Source organism: Amycolatopsis albidoflavus (assembly GCF_039525725.1).
Classification (GTDB): domain Bacteria; phylum Actinomycetota; class Actinomycetes; order Mycobacteriales; family Pseudonocardiaceae; genus Amycolatopsis; species Amycolatopsis albidoflava.
On record NZ_BAAAHV010000010.1, the window covers coordinates 19,328 to 37,348 of the forward strand.

Consider the following 18,021-nt stretch of genomic DNA (forward strand, 5'->3'; position numbering starts at 1 on the left):
CCCCGCCGTTTCCGTCCCGGGAGCCTCTACTCTCGGTGGAGGCTCCGACCGGGTGAGGGACCTGGGAAGCGGAGCCCCTCACCCACGTGGGTTAGCGGCAACGGGTGAGTTGCGTGAATGCCGCCTCGCGATCGCTCCGCCCGCATTGCTGTCCGGCCCGGTTGCCGCGCCCGGCGTTAATGACCTTCGCGCCGCCTCCGGAGCCTCGGCACCGGGTGCGCTATTGCCGCTTCACCGTTATCCGACGGCCCGAAGGAAGATCCGCAATTCGCCGTCGCCGACCGTCCGGCCGCGCGAATTCGCACCGCACAGACCGCGCCTCGCCGGGATTCCCGTCCGGACATCTTCGCGACCGCGCCCAGGCCGGGACGCAAATCCGTCGGCGTTCCGCCAAACGCCAGAAGATGAAGGCCAGATGAACGCGGGAGAAAACCCGAACCCCATTCGGCTGCGGAAGCGCCGTCGCGCGGCAATAAAGTGCTGGAAATGTTCGAGGCCGCTCGGCGCTTGCGGTTTTCGCTGCGCCGAGCGGCCTCGTCTCCCCGGTCCCCACCGGTAGGACAAGTATGGCGGTGATTGATCTTCCCGCGCCAGTCGTCTCACTCGATCGTGGTGCACAGCACTCGGGTGCAGTGGGTACCTGTCCTGCGACCCGGTGCGACAGGACGGTGCCGGAATCCACGTCGAACCGCGGCGAAGGGAGCCAGCGTGGGTGAACAACTCAAGGACGGACTCGGACAGGCCTGGAATCTGGTGGCCACGTTCGTCCCGAAACTCGTGGGCTTTCTGATCATCCTCTTGATCGGCTGGCTGATCGCGAAAGCCGTGTCCAAAGCCCTCGGGCTCGTTCTCGGAAAACTCGGTTTCACGCGGCTCGTCGAGAAGACCGGGCTGACCGGAATGGTGAAGGGCGCGAATCTCGACGCCACCACGGTGCTCGTGAAACTCGTCTACTACTTCATTCTGCTGATCGCGCTGCAGCTCGCGTTCGGGGTGTTCGGGCAGTCGAACCCGGTGAGCCAGCTGCTGAACGACATCATCGCGTTCCTGCCGCGGATCCTGGTAGCGGTGGTGCTGATCATCGTGGCCGCGGCGATCGCGAAGGTCGTGCGGGACGTCGTCTCCGGCGCGCTGTCGGGCCGTCCGGCGGGACGGCTGCTCAGCACGGTCGCGTACTGGCTGGTGATGGCGTTCGGCATCATCGCGGCGCTGGGCCAGGTCAACATCGCGACGTCGGTCACCGGCCCGGTGCTGATCGCGGTGCTGGCGACCGCGGGCGGCGTGATCGTGGTCGGCTTCGGCGGCGGCCTGATCAAGCCCGCCCAGGAGCGGTGGGGCGGCTGGCTGGCCAACCTGCAGGGCCAGGTCGGCTCGGGCTCCGGCAACGGCTCGCAGGCTCCGGGCCAGGTGAGCGGGCAGCACGCGCAGGCCGGGCAGACCCGGGCGCAGGGCTACCCGCAGTCGCAGTCGGGAAGTCTTCCGCAGCCGAGCGAGCAGACCCGGCAGATGCCCGCGGACGGCGGCCGCCCGCCCGAGCCGCCGACCCCGCCCGCCGGTTTCGGGCGCGTGGAGCGCTGAGCCGGTACCAGCAGGGAAGTTGAGGCCGGCGAGGTCCGCGGACACTCGCCGGCGACGGGCCGTGCTGCCGACCGGATTCGAGCCCGGTCGGCCGCTTCGCTGACGGCCTTCACCGGTCCGCGGACCGGTGGCCAGGGGCCGCGTTGCTTCGGCAGCGCGGCCCTGCGGTTTGCCTCGCGTTCGCGGGGCTTGTCCGGGCGATGGAGGCCCGGTGCCATCCCGGCACCGGGCCTCCGCCGTGTCCGGGGTCCACTCAGCGGGACTGTCCGCAGTCTCACATCGGCGCGGGAATGGAGGCTCCGTGTTGCATGTTGGGAGGCGTAGATCGGAAGGGGTGCGGACGTGGACTTCCTGTTGCACCACGGCGTGACTGTGTTCGGCCAGTGGATCTCGATCGCGGAGCTGGCCGGGCAGGTGTTCGCGCTCGCGGTCGTGTTCCTCGCGCAGCGGCGGACGCTGTGGACCTGGCCGGTGCAGGTCGGCGCGACCGTCCTGCTGTTCTCCGTTTACGCGTCCGCGCATCTCGGCGGTCTCGCCGGGCGGCAGGTCGCGATCCTGCTCATCTCGCTTTACGGCTGGTGGGCCTGGAACCGCCGGACCGACCCGGTGTACGGCGTCGTCGTGCGCAAGGGCCGCTGGACCGAGCGGGCCGTGATGCTCGCCGCGTTCGGGCTGGGCACGGTCGCGATGGCGCTGACGCTCCAGGCGCTCAACGCTTCGTGGGCGCCGTGGCCGGACGCCGCGATTTTCGTCGGGACGCTCGTCGCGTTCGCCGCTCAGGGCGTCGGTCTCGTGGAGTTCTGGGGCGTGTGGCTGGTGGTCGACGCGATCGGCGTGCCGCTGCAGATCCGCTCCGGTCTGTACTTCTCGGCCGCGATCTACCTCGTCTTCGCCGCGCTGGTGGTCCACGGCTGGGTCACCTGGAACCGCTCGGCGCGCACCGCGGTGGCCGGCGACAAGACCGTCGCCGCGGCGCGCTGACCTCAAGCGCCGAGCGCGAGCTGTCCGTCCGGGGTCAATTCGGCCGCCGTCCATTGCCCGACCGCGCCGCCCAGCGCGGACACCGGGCGGACCAGGCCTTCCCGGACCAGGTCGTGCGCGGTCGTCTGGTCACAGCAGGGCAGGCCGTCGACCCTCAGATCCGGTTCGCAGCTGCGGGTGAGTTCGGCTCGGCCGGCGGCGATCGCGCGCAGCATCGCGAGCGCGCGGCGGTTCAGCGTGACGGACATGGTCTTCTCCCTCGGATGATCCGAAGGCAGGAGACGTGATGTCGGTCACTGGATACGTCGTTACGCCGACCGCGCCAACCCGGGCTGAAGGTCCGTGAAGGGCTCCTTGAGGGAATCAGATTCCCTCAAGGAGCCCTTCACGGACGTCGGGCTCAGCGGAGCGTGGCGTGGGTGGGGCGCAGGTCGTCCACCCGCCGGACCCCGAGCAGCTGCATCGTGCGGATCATCTCCGTGCGCAGGATGTCCACGCAGCGCTGCACGCCGCGCTCGCCGCCCGCCATCAGGCCGTACAGGAACGCGCGGCCGATCAGCACCGCGTTCGCGCCGCGGGCGAGCGCGGCCACGATGTCGCCGCCGGACAGGATTCCGGTGTCCACCCAGACCTCGGCGCTGTCCTGGATCTCGTCCAGCGTCGCGGGCAGCAGCTCGATCGGCGTCGGCGCGCGGTCGAGCTGGCGGCCGCCGTGGTTGGACAGCAGCACCGCGTCCGCGCCGTGTTTCACCACGTCACGCGCGTCGTCGACGTTCTGCACGCCCTTGATCACGAGCTTGCCCGGCCAGGTCTGGCGCACCCAGTCGAGGTCGTCGAAGCTCAGCGTCGGGTCGAACAGCTTGTCCAGCAGTTCCGCGACGGTGCCGCCGAACCGGTTGAGCGACGCGAAGTTCAGCGGCTCGGTGGTCAGCATGTTGAACCACCACGCCGGGTGCATCGCGCCGTCCACGAACGTCTTCAGCGTGATCGCGGGCGGGATGGTGAGGCCGTTGCGGACGTCGCGCAGCCGCTGGCCCGCGACCGGGGTGTCGACGGTCAGCAGGAGCGTGTCGTACCCGCTCTCCCACGCGCGATTCATCAGATCTTCGCCCGCGCCGTGGTCGCGCCACACGTACAGCTGGAACCACTTGCGCGCGTCCGGGGCGGCGGCCGCGAGGTCCTCGATCGACGTGGTGCCCATCGTCGAGAGCGCCATCGGCATGTCGTTGCGCTGCGCCACGCGGGCCACCGCGCGCTCGCCCTCGGTCTGCATCATCCGCGTGAACCCGGTGGGCGCGAACGCGAACGGCAGCGCCGAGCGCTTCCCGAGGATCTCCCTGCTGGTGTCCACATCGGACACTCCGCGGAGCACGTTGGGCCGGAATTCCACGCGGCGGTAGGCCTGCCGGGCGCGGCGGAGGCTGTCCTCGAGCTCGGCCGCGCCGTCGGTGTAGTCGAACGCCGCGCGCGGGGTGCGTTTGCGCGCCAGCATCCGCAGATCGGCGATCGTGTGCGCGCCCGCGAGGCGCCGATCGGTCGGGTTCAGCACGATCGGCTTCGGCCGCAGGATCTCTTTGAGCTCGCTGGGCCGGGGCAGGCGACGCTGGGTCACGCTCGACCACCTTTCGTCAGGCATCCGGATACATCCGATGTCTACCTTAAAGCAGGGACCCCTCCAGGACACTGTCCTGGAGGGGTCCCCGAGTCAAGCAGCGGTCACGCGTTGCCGGAGTCGGACGTCTGCGGCCCGGCGGCCGTCACGTCGTCGAGCCGGTAGCGGCGCGCCGCCTCGGCGACCTTCGCCTGGTCGAACTCGCCGCGCTTGGCGAGCGCGGACAGCGCGCCGACGGTGATCGACTCGGCGTCCACCAGGAACTTGCGCCGCGCGGCCGGGCGGGTGTCGGAGAAACCGAACCCGTCGGTGCCGAGCGTGAGCATGTCGGTGGGCACCCACGGGCGGATCATGTCCGGCACCGCGCGCATCCAGTCCGACACCGCCACGACCGGGCCGGAAACCTCGGCCAGCTTCTGCGTGACGTACGGAACCCGCGGCGTCGCGTCCGGGTGCAGCAGGTTCTCGTGGTCGATCTCCACCGCTTCGCGGCGCAGCTCGCCCCACGACGTCGCCGACCACACCGCGGCCCGCACGCCCCACTCCTCGGCCAGCATCTTCTGCGCCTTGAGCGCGTCCGGCATCGTGACGCCGGAGACCAGCACCTGCACCTCCGGCCCGTCGCCCGCGGGGGCGTCGGAGTACCGGTAGAGACCCTTGAGCACGCCGTCGACGTCCAGGTTCTCCGGCTCGGCCGGCTGCTGGTAGGGCTCGTTGTAGATGGTGATGTAGTAGAAGACGTTCTCGCCGTTGCCGTCCGGGCCGGTCTCGCCGTACATCCGGCGCAGGCCGTCCTTGACGATGTGGGCGATTTCGAACGAGTAAGCCGGGTCGTACGCCACCACGGCCGGGTTCGTCGCCGCCAGCAGCAGCGAGTGCCCGTCCGCGTGCTGCAGGCCCTCGCCGGTCAGCGTGGTGCGGCCGGCGGTGGCGCCGAGCACGAAGCCGCGGGCCATCTGGTCCGCCGCCGCGTACAGGCCGTCTCCGGTGCGCTGGAACCCGAACATCGAATAGAAGATGTAGATCGGGATCATCGGCTCGCCGTGCGTCGCGTACGACGTGCCGACGGCGGTGAACGACGCGGTGGAACCCGCCTCGTTGATGCCCTCGTGCAGCAGCTGGCCCTTCTCGGACTCCTTGTACGCCAGCATCAGGCTCGCGTCGACCGAGGTGTAGGTCTGGCCGTGCGGGTTGTAGATCTTGGCGGTCGGGAACATCGAGTCGAGGCCGAACGTGCGCGCCTCGTCCGGGATGATCGGGACGATCCGCTTGCCGATCTCCGAGTCCTTCGCCAGCTCGCGGATGAGCCGGACGATCGCCATCGTGGTGGCGACCTCCTGCTTGCCCGAGCCCTTGCGGACGCCCTCGTAGACCTTGTCGCCGGGCAGCACGAGCGCCTTCGCGGTCTTCGGGCGGCGCTCCGGCAGGTACCCGCCCAGCGCCTTGCGGCGGCCGCGCATGTACTCGATCTCCGGCGAATCCGGGCCGGGGTGGAAGTACGGCGGCAGCTTCGGGTTCTTCTCGAGTTCCTCGTCGCTGATCGGGATCCGCTGCGCGTCCCGGAACAGCTTCAGGTCGTCGAGGGTGAGCTTCTTCATCTGGTGCGTGGCGTTGCGGCCCTCGAACGACGGGCCGAGGCCGTAGCCCTTGATGGTGTGGGCCAGGATCACCGTCGGCTGGCCGTGGTGCTCCATGGCCGCCTTGTACGCCGCGTACACCTTGCGGTAGTCGTGTCCGCCGCGCTTGAGGTTCCAGACGTCGGCGTCGGACAGGTCCTTGACCAGCTCCTTCGTCCGCGGGTCGCGGCCGAAGAAGTGCTCGCGGACGAAGGCGCCGTCATTGGCCTTGTACGTCTGGTAGTCGCCGTCCGGCGTGACGTTCATCAGGTTGACCAGCGCGCCGTCGCGGTCGGCCGAGAGCAGCGAGTCCCATTCGCGGCCCCAGATGACCTTGATCACGTTCCAGCCCGCGCCGCGGAAGTAGGACTCCAGCTCCTGGATGATCTTGCCGTTGCCGCGCACCGGGCCGTCGAGCCGCTGCAGGTTGCAGTTGATCACGAAGGTCAGGTTGTCCAGGCCCTCGCCCGCGGCCACGTGGATCAGGCCGCGCGATTCGGCCTCGTCCATCTCGCCGTCGCCGAGGAACGCCCAGACGTGCTGGTCGGAGGTGTCCTTGACGCCGCGGTCGCGCAGGTAGCGGTTGAACCGCGCCTGGTAGATCGCGTTCATCGGGCCGAGGCCCATCGACACCGTCGGGTTCTCCCAGAACTCCGGCATCAGCCGCGGGTGCGGGTACGACGGGAGGCCGCCGCCCGCGCCCGCGTGGCTGAACTCCTGGCGGAACCCGTCGAGCTGCTGCTCGGAAAGGCGGCCCTCGAGGAACGCGCGGGCGTACATGCCGGGGGAGGCGTGGCCCTGGAAGAAGACCTGGTCGCCGCCGCCGGAGTGGTCCTTGCCGCGGAAGAAGTGGTTGAAGCCGACCTCGTACAGCGCCGCCGACGAGGCGTAGGTGGAGATGTGGCCGCCGACGCCGACGCCCGGCCGCTGCGCGCGGTGCACCATGATCGCCGCGTTCCAGCGGATGTAGCGGCGGTAGCGGCGCTCGATCTCCTCGTCGCCCGGGAACCACGGTTCGTTCTCGGTGGGGATCGTGTTCACGTAGTCGGTCGACGTGAGCGCCGGGACGCCGACGTTGCGCTCCCGGGCGCGCTCGAGGATGCGCAGCATCAGGTACCTGGCCCGCTGCTGGCCCCCTCGGGCCAGCGCCTCGTCGAAGGAGTCCAGCCATTCGCTGGTCTCTTCCGGGTCGATGTCGGGAAGGTGCGCCGCGAGTCCGTCACGGATGACGCGTACGCGAGCCGGGGTCTCCTTGCCGGAGGCGCCGTCGTTCTGCGGGGCCAAGGGGTCTCCTTGTAGCTGGTTGTAGCCGTTGTAGCTGGTGGGCGGGAGTGTTCGCCGACGTCCATGGTCGTCCCGGTTGGGGTTCCCGTCACCTGTACTGCCCGGTAACATCGGCCGCCCGAGTGTCGCCACTCCCCGCGCACGGTGTATCGCGCGCGCGTTTTCTCTCCTCCACCCTAAAGGAGGCTCCCGGGGAGAGCTTCGCAGTGGTGGGGTACTGAGTGCCACCCGGAGTCGGGCGAGCGGGCGGCAAGCCCCTACGCTGCAGACACGACTTGCCAAAGATCCGGTGTGGACGGTTGCGCGCAGCGCCGCGTCAGTGTTCGCTGTTCGACAACCGTGTATCCGAGTGCGGCGGACCTACTGCCGCGCTCCGTCGTAGTTGGAGGAGTGGAAGCAGTGGTCGCCGCGGGAGACGCAGGCAGTGCCGGCGTCGCCGAAAGCCTTGGCATCAAGCCGGACATGGTGGTCCAGGAGATCGGCTGGGACGAGGACGTCGACGACGACGTTCGCGCGGCGATCGAGGAAACGATCGGCGGTGAGCTCCTCGACGAGGACGCCCAGGAGGTCATCGACGTCGTGCTGCTGTGGTGGCGCGACAACGACGGAGACCTCGGGGACGCGCTGGTGGACGCGCGCGGTCCGCTGGAGGAGGACGGCGTGATCTGGGTGCTGACCCCGAAGACCGGGCAGCCCGGGCACGTCGAGCCCAGCGACATCGCCGAGGCGGTGCCCCAGGTCGGGCTCGCCCAGACGGCGAACATCAGCGTGGGCCCCGGCTGGCTGGGCACCCGGCTGGTGTCTCCGAAGTCCTCGAAGGCCAAGCAGCGCTGAGGCCGCGATAGGGTGGGCGGCACGCTCGTGTTCGCTCTGGAGAGGAATCGCCGGTATGGCCGTCGAGGTCGGTTCGCAGGCCCCTGACTTCACGCTCAACGACTACAACAAGCAGCCGGTCACGCTGTCGCAGTTCAAGGGCGACAAGCCGGTCCTGCTGGTGTTCTACCCGTTCGCCTTCAGCGGGATCTGCACCGGCGAGCTGTGCCAGCTGCGCGACGAGTTCGGCGACTACGACGGCAAGGGCGTCCAGGTGCTGGGCGTCTCGGTCGACACGCCGTTCTCGCTCAAGGCGTGGGCCGAGGTCGAGGGCTACCAGTTCCCGCTGCTGTCGGACTTCTGGCCGCACGGCGAGGTGGCGCAGAAGTACGGGGTGTTCAACGACCAGGCCGGGCTCGCCGTTCGCGGCACCTTCCTGATCGACACCGAAGGCGTGGTCCGCTTCGCCGAGGTCAACGCGCCCGGCGAGGCGCGCGACCAGGCCGGGTGGAAGAAGGCCGTCGAGGAACTGACTGCCTGATTTCTGTCTTTCGCTCGCCGGGGCGGGGGTTTCCCGCTCCGGCGCGCGGGCGCATAGCTCAGCGGAAGAGCACTCGGTTTACACCCGAGCGGTCGCAGGTTCGAACCCTGCTGCGCCCACCACGATCGGGCTGACCCCATCCAGTGAAAGCTTCACTGGATGGGGTTTCGCTTGGTTTCGCCTCCAGGCCCTCCCTGTCGCCCGCGAACTCGTTGAGGAGGTTTCCCCGCCTCGCCGGTGCTGAGCGTGACGCCGGCCCCTCTCGGCGCAGAGCTACTTGGCGACGTCTTGGCTGATTTGCCCTGGATCTTGTCCGGGACCAGCTATTGAGCGAATGGTGCTCGGTGCCGGGTCTGTTGCCTTCGCGCTGCGCTAAACGAGTGATCGTGATGGGCATTCGTAACGAGACGTCCGAATCAATCGAATTACTGGCATATCCAGCGTAAATTCCGGTAACCGCAGTCGTTTGCTAACAGGTCAAAGCAGTTCTGCGAGTCCCCAGCCTTCTATTCTGCAGTGCTCAGTGGATCGGAAATCTGCGCCATGACTGTAAGGGCTTGGGTTGGTTGAGGAGGAACGATGGCACGCGTCAAAGTCGAGTACACGCATAAGTTGGGTAGCAACTACAACCCGCACGAGCGGATCCTTGGTGTCGCAGGGGATGCGGGCAGAGGTTGGTATCGGACGACTGACGAAGTCATCCGGGAGATCAGAGCTGGTCTCAACAGTTACTTTGTCAGCGTCGGAGGGCGGCAAGTCGACGTCATCGTGGCCAGTTACAACGGTCGCCCCTATATTAAGACCGAGAGCGACGGGTATGCGCCAAACAACCTTTTGAATCTTCCTGAGCCTCCTAGCCGACTGATCCCGTAGTTGCGTTGAAACTATCGACCTGAGGGCTCTTGTTGATTCTTTGCATCCTGAAAGGTTGCGACTGTGCTGATTAACATTTGCTCGGACGCGGCCTTCAAAGCGCGGTCCGGGCGGCAGTAAAAGTCGCCACCTCAGCAGGTGCTCGGGATGCCCCGCCAGTCGCGCGGGGTCCAGCGTGCTGATACTTGAGTCAGCAGGGAGCGGGTCTCGTCTCCGCTGCGAGGCCGGGCCATCGGTGTCCCGGAGGGCGTCATAAGGTCGCGAAAGGCGGCCGAGTGGTCGTCAATGCGGTGTGCGGCCAGTTCGCGCAGGTCGAGAGGCAATCGGCCGCGCGCGATCGGGCGAAGGGCCTGTTGAGGTGTGCTCGCTTCTCAGTTTTCGGTCGCATCCCGCAGTCTGCGCAAGGCAGCGGCCCGCCTGATCCCCGGGTAACTCGAGTTCCGGCGGCGTGAGCGACTCGGCCAACCGCTTTCCCGCACTTGCCGAAGCCTCGGGGGACACTGCTAGCCGCTGAGTTCCAGTGCGGTGGAAAGGCCGACTACGACTTGGAGCAGCCGTTCGCGGCGTAGACCCTGATCGCTTTCCTCGCGGCCAAGGCCGGTCTCTCTTACGAGAGCTACCGCGTTCACAGCCTGACCAGCGCCCCACTCGAACACAAGAGAAGACCCCCTGGGCCGGATTCCCCCATCAATCCTGGCCCAGGAGGCCTTTTCCTCCCCCGGCCCCGTCGGGCCTGCCCCCTCGACAGGCCCGGCCGCAGCGCACTCCGCGGGTGTACGCGAGACAAGAGGCGGCTTCGGCGGTGCTGGATACTGCGTCAAACGGGTGATCTCCGACTACCGCGAGAGCGCGACGACCTCGCCGGTCAGCCGGTCGATTTCCTCCTCGGTGTTGTAGTAGTGCACCGACGCGCGCACCAGGTCCGGCAGGCGGCGGGCGGTGAAGTCGTACTGCGCCGACGACGGGTGCGCGACGCTCGTGTTGATCTTCGCCGCGTTCAGGCGGTCCTTGATCTCGTCCGCGGGCAGTCCGTCGACGCTGAAGGTCACGAGACCGCACTTGCGCGCGCCGGCGTCGTGCACGGTGACCCGGTCCAGGTCGGCCAGGCGGGAGCGCAGGGTCGCGGCCAAGGCGGTGACCCGCTCTTCGATCGCGGGCAGGCCCCATTCCATCGCGTAGTCCACGGCCGCGCCGAGGCCGAGCACGGCGGCGAAATCGCGTTCCCACACTTCGAAGCGCTTCGCGGTCGGGTCGACCACGTACTCGGAGGGGGAGGTCCACTTGGCCGAGTGCAGGTCGAGCATCGCCGGTTCGAGGCGGTCGCGCAGGCGCGGGTGCACGTACAGGAAGCCGGTGCCGCGCGGGCCGCGCAGGTATTTGCGGCCGGTGGAAGTCAGTGCGTCGCAGCCGATTCGTTCGACGTCGAGGTCCAGCTGGCCGGCTGACTGGCACGCGTCGAGCAGGAATGGGATGCCTGCCTCGCGCGCGACGGCGCCGATTTCCTCGGCGGGGTTCACCAAGCCGCCTTGCGTGGGCACGTGGGTCACCGCGATGAGCTTCACGTCGGAGTCGATGCGGCGGCGGAGGTCGTCGACGTCGAGTTGGCCGGTTTCGTCGTTGTCCACGACCTCGACGGTCGCGCCGGTGCGGCGGGCGATCTGCAGGTAGGCGATGGCGTTGCTGGCGTATTCGGCGCTCGCGGTGAGGATCCGGTCGCCCGGCGCGAACGGCAGGGCGTAGAAGATCGCTTGCCACGAGCGGGTCGCGTTGTCGCTGAGCGCGATGTCTTCGGGAGCGGCGTTGAGCAGTCGCGCGACCGAGGTGTACACGCCGTCGAGGCGGTCCTTGGCCTCTTCGGCCGCTTCGTAGCCGCCGAGCAGGGATTCGGTGCGCAGATAGTCGATCACGGTGTCGGTGACGCGGGCGGGCGGGAGGGCGGAGCCGGCGTTGTTGAAGTGCGCGACTCCGACGCAGCCGGGCGTTTCGTACCTTGCGCGGTCGACATCGAAAGAGCGGGCCATATGAACTGAATACAGTACGTGCGATCTGTGTGCAATACTCATCACATGGTCAAGAGACTGATGCGCGGTGAACTTATCGAGGAGATCACCGCGCGCGTCCTCGACGGACGGTTTCCCGCGGACACCCGGATCAACGAAGTCCGCCTGGCGAGCGAGCTCGGCGTGTCCAGGACGCCGTTGCGCGAGGCGCTGATCGGCCTCGCCGACCGCGGGCTCCTCGTCGCCGCGCCGGGCCGCGGATTCCTCGTCGCGCCGTTCGATCCGCAGGAGGCGCGCAGGCTGTACCCGCTGGTCGCCGAACTGGAAGCGCTCGCGCTGCGCTGGACGTCGCCGCTCGAACTCGCCTCGCTCCCGGACGCGCTCGACCGGATTTCCGACGAGATAGCCGATTCCTGCGATCTGCCCGCCGCGGACGACCGCTGGCACGCGATGCTCACTTCCCGCTGCGACAACCCGCATCTGCTGCGCTTGATCGAGCAGACAAAGCCGTTGCTGAAACGCTACGAGACGGCATACTTCGGCGGTCGGGACCGAGCGGCGGAGAGCGTGGCCGAACACCGCGAGATCGCGGCGGCACTGCGGGCGGACGACCTGCCCGGCGCGTCCGCGCTGCTCGTCCGGAACTGGGTGAAAGCGTTGGCGTACTTGAAAGGGAGCTGATCCGGTGCGGGTTTTCGCGCATCTCTCGGACATCCACCTCGACGGCGGCGATCGCGCCGACGCACGGGCCGCCGCGGTGACGCGGTACCTGCGAAACCTCGAGGAGCCGGTCGACGCGGTCTTCGTCACCGGCGACATCGCCGATCACGGCCTGCCCGAGGAGTACCGGCGCGCGGCGGAATTGCTCGACCTCCCGGTGCCCGTGGTGATCTGCCCCGGCAACCACGACGTGCGCGCGCCGTTTCGCGAAGCGCTGCTGGGAGAACCGGCCAGCGACGCCCCGGTGAACACCGCGACCAAGGTGGCCGACGTGCTGCTCGTGTCGTGCGATTCGACGATCCCGGGCAAGGGCGCCGGCTACCTCGCCGACGAGACGCTGACCTGGCTGGACGACACGCTCGCCGCGCACGACGGCCCGTCGTTCGTCGCCTTCCACCACCCGCCGCTCGACGTCGGCGTGCCGCTGGTGGACCGGATCCGCCAGACCGGCGAAGACCGGCTCGCCGCCGTGCTGAAGCGGCATCCCGGCGTGGCGGCGCTGCTGTGCGGACACGTGCACACCGGCGCGGCGACCGAGTTCGCGGGCGTTCCGGTGCGGATCGCGCCGGGTGTGGTGTCCGGGTCACTGCTGCCGGTGGAACCCGGCGCGGGGCGCGGCTGGGACGAGGGCGGGCCGCTGGACTTCGACAGCCCGCCGTCGCTTCTGCTGCACGTGCTGCACGACGACGGCAGGCTGACGACGCATCAGCGCGCCGTCATTCAGTAAAGGTCACCGAGCGAAGACTGGCACCGTCACCCGGGACGGCCGGGTCTCGTCGTGGAACACCTCGAACCGGTTCGGCGTGCTGCGCACCGCGGACGAAACCCGTTCTCCCGTACCGTGATTGCGCGCGAAGCGAGGGAACGCGCCGCCCGCGACCTGCACCCGCAACCGGTGTCCGCGGCGGAAGCGGTACGCGGTCGGGTCGAGCTCCACCTCGGCCCGCACCACGCCGTCGGCATCGGGTTCCGGTGAGCCGGGACGGAGCCGCAGGATGCCGTCGGTGACGTTGCGCGAGATGCCGCCGGGGTCGACGTCGCACAGCCGCACGTACACGTCGGCGTCGGGAAGCTCGGTCCGCACGAACACGGTGGCGGAGACATCGCCGATCACGTCGACGTCGTGCACCAGCGGTTCGCCGGTGAACACCAGCACGTCGTCGCGCGCCTCGGTCGCGGAATTGTCGCGCTGCTTGGTCTTTCCCGTCAGCAGCGGCCCGCCGACGGCCGGGGTCGGGTCTGTCGGGTCGTAGGTGAACGGCGTGGGCAAGGCCTCGCCGGGGACCGTTTCGCCGAGGCCGCCGACCGGCCGCAGGTGGGCGTGCGTGGGCTCGGAAGGGGGCGGCCAGTGGTCGAAATCGAGCCAGGCGGACGCCTGCTGCAGGAAGATCCGCACGGGGGAGCGCTGCAGCTGGGTGCGGTCGCCGGCGAGGTGCGCGCGCAGGAAGCCGAGCTGGTCCTGCATCAGCACGCGGAAGCTGGCCGGTTCGCCGTGCGACCACGGCCCGACGGTGATCCGCGGCGACCGTCCGGCGTCCTGCAGCGTGCGGAAGTCCCGCAGCTGCGCGCGGATGAACAGGTCGTACCAGCCGGTGACCATGCTGACCGGCACCTCGAGCTTCGCCACTTCGGCGCTGTGATCGGACATCGCCCAGAAGTCGTCGTCCGGGTCCGCGTGCTCGGTGACGTCCTGCAGGAACTGCACCGGTTTGCCGATCGCCACCACGTCCGCGCCCGCGATCGGCAGATACGCCATCGCGTTGCGCGTGCGCCGCGTCTGCAGCGGGTTCGGCACCAGGGCGAACCGCTCCTCCTGCCTGCCGATCATGGCCGACCACGACACCATGTTGTCCGCCGCGAGCACCCCGCCCGGATAGAACGTGCTGACGAATTCCGACGCGGTGATTCCCAGGCACATGGCTTCCAGCGGCGGGTCAAGGTACGGGCCGATCGCCCACTGGGTGTGGCCGAGGTAGCTGGCGCCCGCCATCGCGATCCGCCCGTCGCACCAGGGTTGCGCGCGCAGCCATTCGGCGGTGGCGATGCCGTCTTCGCGCTCGTGGTGGAACGGGCGGAATCGGCCTTCCGAGCCGAACGTGCCCCGGACGCTTTGGAGGATTGTCTGCAGGCCGTGGCGGGCGAAGGTTTCGCCGAAGAGCCTGGCCAGCGGCCCGGTGCGGCCGTAGGGGGTGCGGATCAGGACCGCGGGGCCGGTGGTCAGGCCGGGCGGGCTGAACCGGTCGGCCAGGAGGTGCGTGCCGTCGGGCATCGGGATGCGCAGGTCCTTGTCGGCGATCGGCGCCGGGCCTTCGGCGGCGGGGAGACCGAGCAGTCGGTCGACGATTCGGTTCAGCACGTGGTCGAACGTACGCGAGTTGCCAGGGGCTCGTCGTCTGGCGGCGACATTGCGCCCGGTCGTGCGCGGGGAGGGGCTGGGCGCCTCGATAGCCGGGTGCGCCGGCGCCGGTCAGGCGGCGAGTGCGTCCGTCACTCGAAGGGCGGGATCGCTGAAGGGAGCAAGCAACTCCGCGTCGACGCCCGCTCGTGCCAACGCAGCCGCGAGCACCGCTGGGCGGGCACGGTCGCCGCCGTCCGCGATCTTCAACGCTACTGCGGTTCCGTCTGGCAACGCGGCTAGTTGCACGGCCTCGAAACCGTCCTTCGCGATGAGCCCGGGCACGGTCTGCATGAGCCGGGTGACGTCGCGTCGGCTTCCGGCCACCAGGTCCGGGTGCTGCCGGATTCCGTTGGCCACCAACGATTCCGGCGAACCGCCGGGCGCGGTCGCGATCCGCGACGCAGCTCGCGCCAACCCACGCAGGGAGAGCGCGAACAGCGGCGCACCACAGCCGTCCGTCGCCACTCGTGGCACGGTTTCCCCGGTCAGGTCCTCCACGGTTTCCCGGATCGCGCGCTGCAGCGGGTGCGTCGGATCGAGGTAATCCTGGACGTCCCAGTGCTGCTCCTGGCAGACGGCCAGCATCGCGGCGTGCTTGCCGGAGCAGTTGTGCGCCAAGCGCGACGGCTTCCTGCCAGCTGCGATCCAGACGTCCCGTTCGACCGGGTCGTACGGCAGGTCGGCGGGGTTGCCGAGATCAGCTTCGGTGAAGCCGCGGCTGGTCAGCACGGCGCTCGCCGCCTCCAGGTGCCGTGGTTCGCCGGAGTGGCTGGCTGCGGCGATCGCGAAACCGCGCGGATCCAGGCGCAGCCCGAGTCGTGCCATCGCGGCGGCTTGCAGGGGTTTCGCGGTCGAGCGCGGGTACATCGCGACGTCGGGATCGCCTGCCTCGAACAGCGTCGAACCGTCGGGAGCGAGGACGACGACCGAACCGTGGTGTACGCCTTCGACCATGCCGTCGCGCAGCAGATGGACCAGCGGGACGTGCCGCGGTTCGCGTTCCTGCGGGGTCACGACGCTTCTGCCTTGTCGAACGCGCTCATGTCGATCCGCTTGCGCACCGCAAACCAGCCGACCACCAGCGCGACGACGATCACCGGCAGCGCCATCAGGGTGATCCGGCCGGTCTTGTCGAAGCCCATCAGCACGACGACCGCGGCGAGGAACACGAGCGTCGCGATTTCGGTGTAGGGCGAGAACGGCAGCCGGAAGTGCGGCCTGGTTACTTCGCCGCGCTTGGCTTTCCGGACGAACAGCAGGTGGCTGAGCACGATGATCGCCCAGGTGCCGAGGATGCCGACGGCGGCGAAGTTCAGCACGATCTCGAACGCGTCCTTCGGCACCACGTAGTTCAGCCCGACGCCGATCACGCACACCGACGACGTGAGCAGGATCCCGCCGTAGGGCACCTGGTTGCGGTTCATCACGCCGGTGAACTTCGGCGCGGATCCGGCCAGCGACATCGAGCGCAGGATTCGCCCGGTCGAGTACAGGCCCGAGTTGAGGCTGGACAGCGCGGCGGTCAGCACGACCAGGTTCATGATGCTGTCCGCGTAGGGCACGCCCAGCTTCGACAGCACTGTGACGAACGGGCTTTGATCGGCCGAGTAAGCGTTCCACGGCAGCAGCATCGCCAGCAGCACGACCGAGCCGACGTAGAACAGCGCGATCCGCCACATGATCGAGTTGATCGCCTTGGGCACGACTGCCTTCGGGTTCTCCGTCTCGCCCGCCGCGACACCGACCAGTTCGCACGACGCGTAGGCGAACACGACGCCTTGCACGATCAGGATCATCGGCACGATGCCCGCCGGGAAAACGCCGCCGTGGTCGGCGATCAGCTGCGGGCCGGGCGCGTGGCCGTCGATCGGATGCTGCGTCACCAGCAGGAAGATGCCGACGAGCAGGAACAGCACCAGCGCGGCGACCTTGACGATCGAGAACCAGAACTCCATCTCGCCGAACAGCTTCACCGAAACGAGGTTCAGCGACAGCACGACCGCCAGCGCGATCAGCGCCAGCACCCACTGCGGGATCGGCGTGAAGAACGACCAGAAGTGCGCGTACAGCGCGATGGCGGTGATGTCCGCGATGCCGGTGGTCGACCAGTTGAGGAAGTGCATCCAGCCCGCGATGTACGCGCCCTTCTCGCCCATGAACTCGCGCGCGTAGGACACGAACGCGCCGGACGACGGGCGGTGCAGGATCAGTTCGCCGAGCGCGCGCACCACGAAGAACGCGAAGAGCCCGCAGACCGCGTACACGATCGCGAGCGCCGGGCCGGCCTGCGCGAGCCGTCCGCCCGCGCCGAGGAACAGGCCGGTGCCGATCGCGCCGCCGATGGCGATCATGTTGATGTGCCGGGATTTCAGCGCCTTGCGGTATCCGGCGTCGCCCGCGTCGGCGGTGTCCGCCTCGGCAGTCGCGGGCAGGGTTTCTTCAGTCACGCGGTGGTACCTGTTTCTGCTTCGCCGGCGCGGGCCGGCCGTACGATCGTGGTCAGGGTCTTCTCGACGTGGTCGAGATGCTCGGTCATCGCGGCCGCCGCCGCTTCTTCTTCGCCTTCGGCGATCGCCGTGACGATGCGCCGGTGCTCGACGTTCGACTGCGTCCGCCGTCCGCCGAGCTGGTTCAGGAACGCCGACTGGCGGGCCAGCGCGTCGCGGATCTCTTCGATCACCTTCGCGAACACCGGATTGCCTGATGCCCGTGCGATCGTGACGTGAAACTGTGAGTCGAGCGCCACCCACGCGGCGTCCGCGGTCTCGGCGTCCATCCGGTCGACGAGATCGGCGAGCCGGGCGAGCTGGTCGGCGTCGCGGCGGCGCGCGGCGTACGCGGCCACCGGGACCTCGACGTGCCGGCGCACCTCCACCAGGTCGCGGGCCGAGTAGTCGCCGAACGTAGGGTTCTCCGGCGGGCCGCTCGCGGTGACGAACGTGCCGCGGCCGGTGCGCGAAACGGTCAGCCCGAGCGCCTGCAGCCCGCGCAGCGCCTCTCGCACGACCGAGCGGCTGACCTCGAACTGCCTGCTCAGCGCGGCCTCCGACGGCAGCTGGTCGCCGACCGCGCACTCCCCGCGTTCGATCGCCTCGCGCAGGTAGCCGAGCACGGCCTCCATCGCGCTGACGCGCCGGGGGAGCGGTCCGGCTGCCCGGCTGTCAGACAGGTTCACGCGTCGGATCGTCGGTTCCGGCCCGGCCGCTGTCAAGCGGTGCGAGGGCCCCTTTCTGGGAGGTTGTGGCTTGGTTCACGCTCCCGGGTGACTCTCGGCCGCTCGGCTCCCGGCGGGCCCGGTTTTTGTCGGTGCCGGGTGCGACTGTGTCCGGGTACGGGAGAGCGCACCGGTGATCACCACCGGGAACGCGTCCGGTGCGCCGCCCGGCGCGTCGGGGCCCGCGCCCGGCGGTTCGGAGGGAGGATGCCGGGGCGCTCTCCGAACTCGCGGCGGACTAGGGTGGGCAGCCCGGGCCCGCCGCGTCGACCGGAGCCGGGAAGCCGTCTGCCTAGGGGAGGTTTTCGCTGGTGTCGAACGATTCTTTCGTCCACCTGCACGTCCACACCGAGTATTCGATGCTGGACGGTGCGGCGAAGATCGGTCCCTT

At 69.0% G+C, this 18,021-nt stretch carries 15 protein-coding genes and 1 tRNA gene; 8 read left to right on the forward strand and 8 right to left on the reverse strand.

The window, feature by feature from the left end; genetic code table 11:
- Positions 1–708: 708 nt before the first annotated feature.
- Both ABD156_RS14800 and ABD156_RS14805 read left to right on the forward strand, forming a co-directional pair.
- On the forward strand, positions 709–1,578 hold the full coding sequence (locus ABD156_RS14800) for a mechanosensitive ion channel family protein (protein ID WP_344272421.1): 870 nt from the start codon (positions 709–711) through the stop codon (positions 1,576–1,578).
- A gap of 342 nt (positions 1,579–1,920) precedes the next feature.
- A complete protein-coding gene (locus ABD156_RS14805) occupies positions 1,921–2,559 on the forward strand; it encodes a nicotinamide mononucleotide transporter family protein (protein WP_344272424.1) in 639 nt (212 codons plus the stop codon).
- Between the two features lie 2 nt (positions 2,560–2,561).
- On the opposite strand, the gene ABD156_RS14810 is transcribed toward ABD156_RS14805, so the two are convergent.
- From ABD156_RS14810 to aceE, 3 genes are all read right to left on the reverse strand, one after another.
- Positions 2,562–2,807, reverse strand: coding sequence for a hypothetical protein (locus ABD156_RS14810; protein ID WP_344272426.1), 246 nt, complete (start codon positions 2,805–2,807; stop codon positions 2,562–2,564).
- A 152-nt stretch (positions 2,808–2,959) separates the two neighbouring features.
- The gene (locus tag ABD156_RS14815) at positions 2,960–4,171 is read right to left on the reverse strand and encodes an alpha-hydroxy acid oxidase (RefSeq protein WP_344272429.1); all 1,212 of its coding nucleotides are present in this window, start codon (positions 4,169–4,171) and stop codon (positions 2,960–2,962) included.
- Positions 4,172–4,275: 104 nt separating this feature from the next.
- The gene (aceE, locus tag ABD156_RS14820; protein WP_344272432.1) at positions 4,276–7,071 is read right to left on the reverse strand and encodes a pyruvate dehydrogenase (acetyl-transferring), homodimeric type; all 2,796 of its coding nucleotides are present in this window, start codon (positions 7,069–7,071) and stop codon (positions 4,276–4,278) included.
- Positions 7,072–7,470: 399 nt separating this feature from the next.
- On the opposite strand from aceE, the gene ABD156_RS14825 reads away from it, so the two are divergent.
- From ABD156_RS14825 to ABD156_RS14840, 4 genes are all read left to right on the forward strand, one after another.
- Positions 7,471–7,905 (forward strand): DUF3052 domain-containing protein, encoded by a 435-nt coding sequence (locus ABD156_RS14825; protein WP_067591158.1) that lies wholly within the window; start codon positions 7,471–7,473, stop codon positions 7,903–7,905.
- Between the two features lie 55 nt (positions 7,906–7,960).
- Entirely contained in the window at positions 7,961–8,425 is a 465-nt protein-coding gene (locus tag ABD156_RS14830) for a peroxiredoxin (RefSeq protein WP_020657595.1), read from the forward strand.
- A gap of 47 nt (positions 8,426–8,472) precedes the next feature.
- Positions 8,473–8,547 (forward strand) — tRNA-Val (locus ABD156_RS14835).
- A 457-nt stretch (positions 8,548–9,004) separates the two neighbouring features.
- Positions 9,005–9,298 (forward strand): DUF3892 domain-containing protein, encoded by a 294-nt coding sequence (locus tag ABD156_RS14840; protein WP_344272440.1) that lies wholly within the window; start codon positions 9,005–9,007, stop codon positions 9,296–9,298.
- Positions 9,299–10,134: 836 nt separating this feature from the next.
- Here the strand turns inward: ABD156_RS14840 and ABD156_RS14845 are convergent.
- A complete protein-coding gene (locus ABD156_RS14845) occupies positions 10,135–11,319 on the reverse strand; it encodes an aminotransferase class V-fold PLP-dependent enzyme (RefSeq protein WP_344272442.1) in 1,185 nt (394 codons plus the stop codon).
- A 45-nt stretch (positions 11,320–11,364) separates the two neighbouring features.
- Here ABD156_RS14845 and ABD156_RS14850 point away from each other — a divergent pair, with 45 nt between their 5' ends.
- Complete coding sequence (locus tag ABD156_RS14850) at positions 11,365–11,979, forward strand: GntR family transcriptional regulator (protein ID WP_344272446.1); 615 nt, start codon at positions 11,365–11,367, stop codon at positions 11,977–11,979.
- Between the two features lie 4 nt (positions 11,980–11,983).
- The gene (locus ABD156_RS14855; protein WP_344272450.1) at positions 11,984–12,745 is read left to right on the forward strand and encodes a metallophosphoesterase; all 762 of its coding nucleotides are present in this window, start codon (positions 11,984–11,986) and stop codon (positions 12,743–12,745) included.
- A 3-nt stretch (positions 12,746–12,748) separates the two neighbouring features.
- Here the strand turns inward: ABD156_RS14855 and ABD156_RS14860 are convergent, their stop codons facing one another.
- From ABD156_RS14860 to ABD156_RS14875, 4 genes are all read right to left on the reverse strand, one after another.
- Positions 12,749–14,374 (reverse strand): CocE/NonD family hydrolase, encoded by a 1,626-nt coding sequence (locus ABD156_RS14860; RefSeq protein WP_344272453.1) that lies wholly within the window; start codon positions 14,372–14,374, stop codon positions 12,749–12,751.
- 111 nt (positions 14,375–14,485) lie between these two features.
- A complete protein-coding gene (locus ABD156_RS14865; protein WP_344272456.1) occupies positions 14,486–15,430 on the reverse strand; it encodes an asparaginase in 945 nt (314 codons plus the stop codon).
- Positions 15,427–16,863 carry an amino acid permease gene (locus ABD156_RS14870; protein WP_344272459.1) on the reverse strand — a complete coding sequence of 479 codons (1,437 nt, stop codon included), beginning with the start codon at positions 16,861–16,863 and terminating at the stop codon, positions 15,427–15,429. The genes ABD156_RS14865 and ABD156_RS14870 overlap by 4 nt, the downstream gene beginning before the upstream one ends.
- Entirely contained in the window at positions 16,860–17,537 is a 678-nt protein-coding gene (locus tag ABD156_RS14875; protein ID WP_344272462.1) for a FadR/GntR family transcriptional regulator, read from the reverse strand. Before ABD156_RS14875 ends, ABD156_RS14870 begins: the two co-directional genes overlap by 4 nt.
- Positions 17,538–18,021 lie beyond the last annotated feature (484 nt).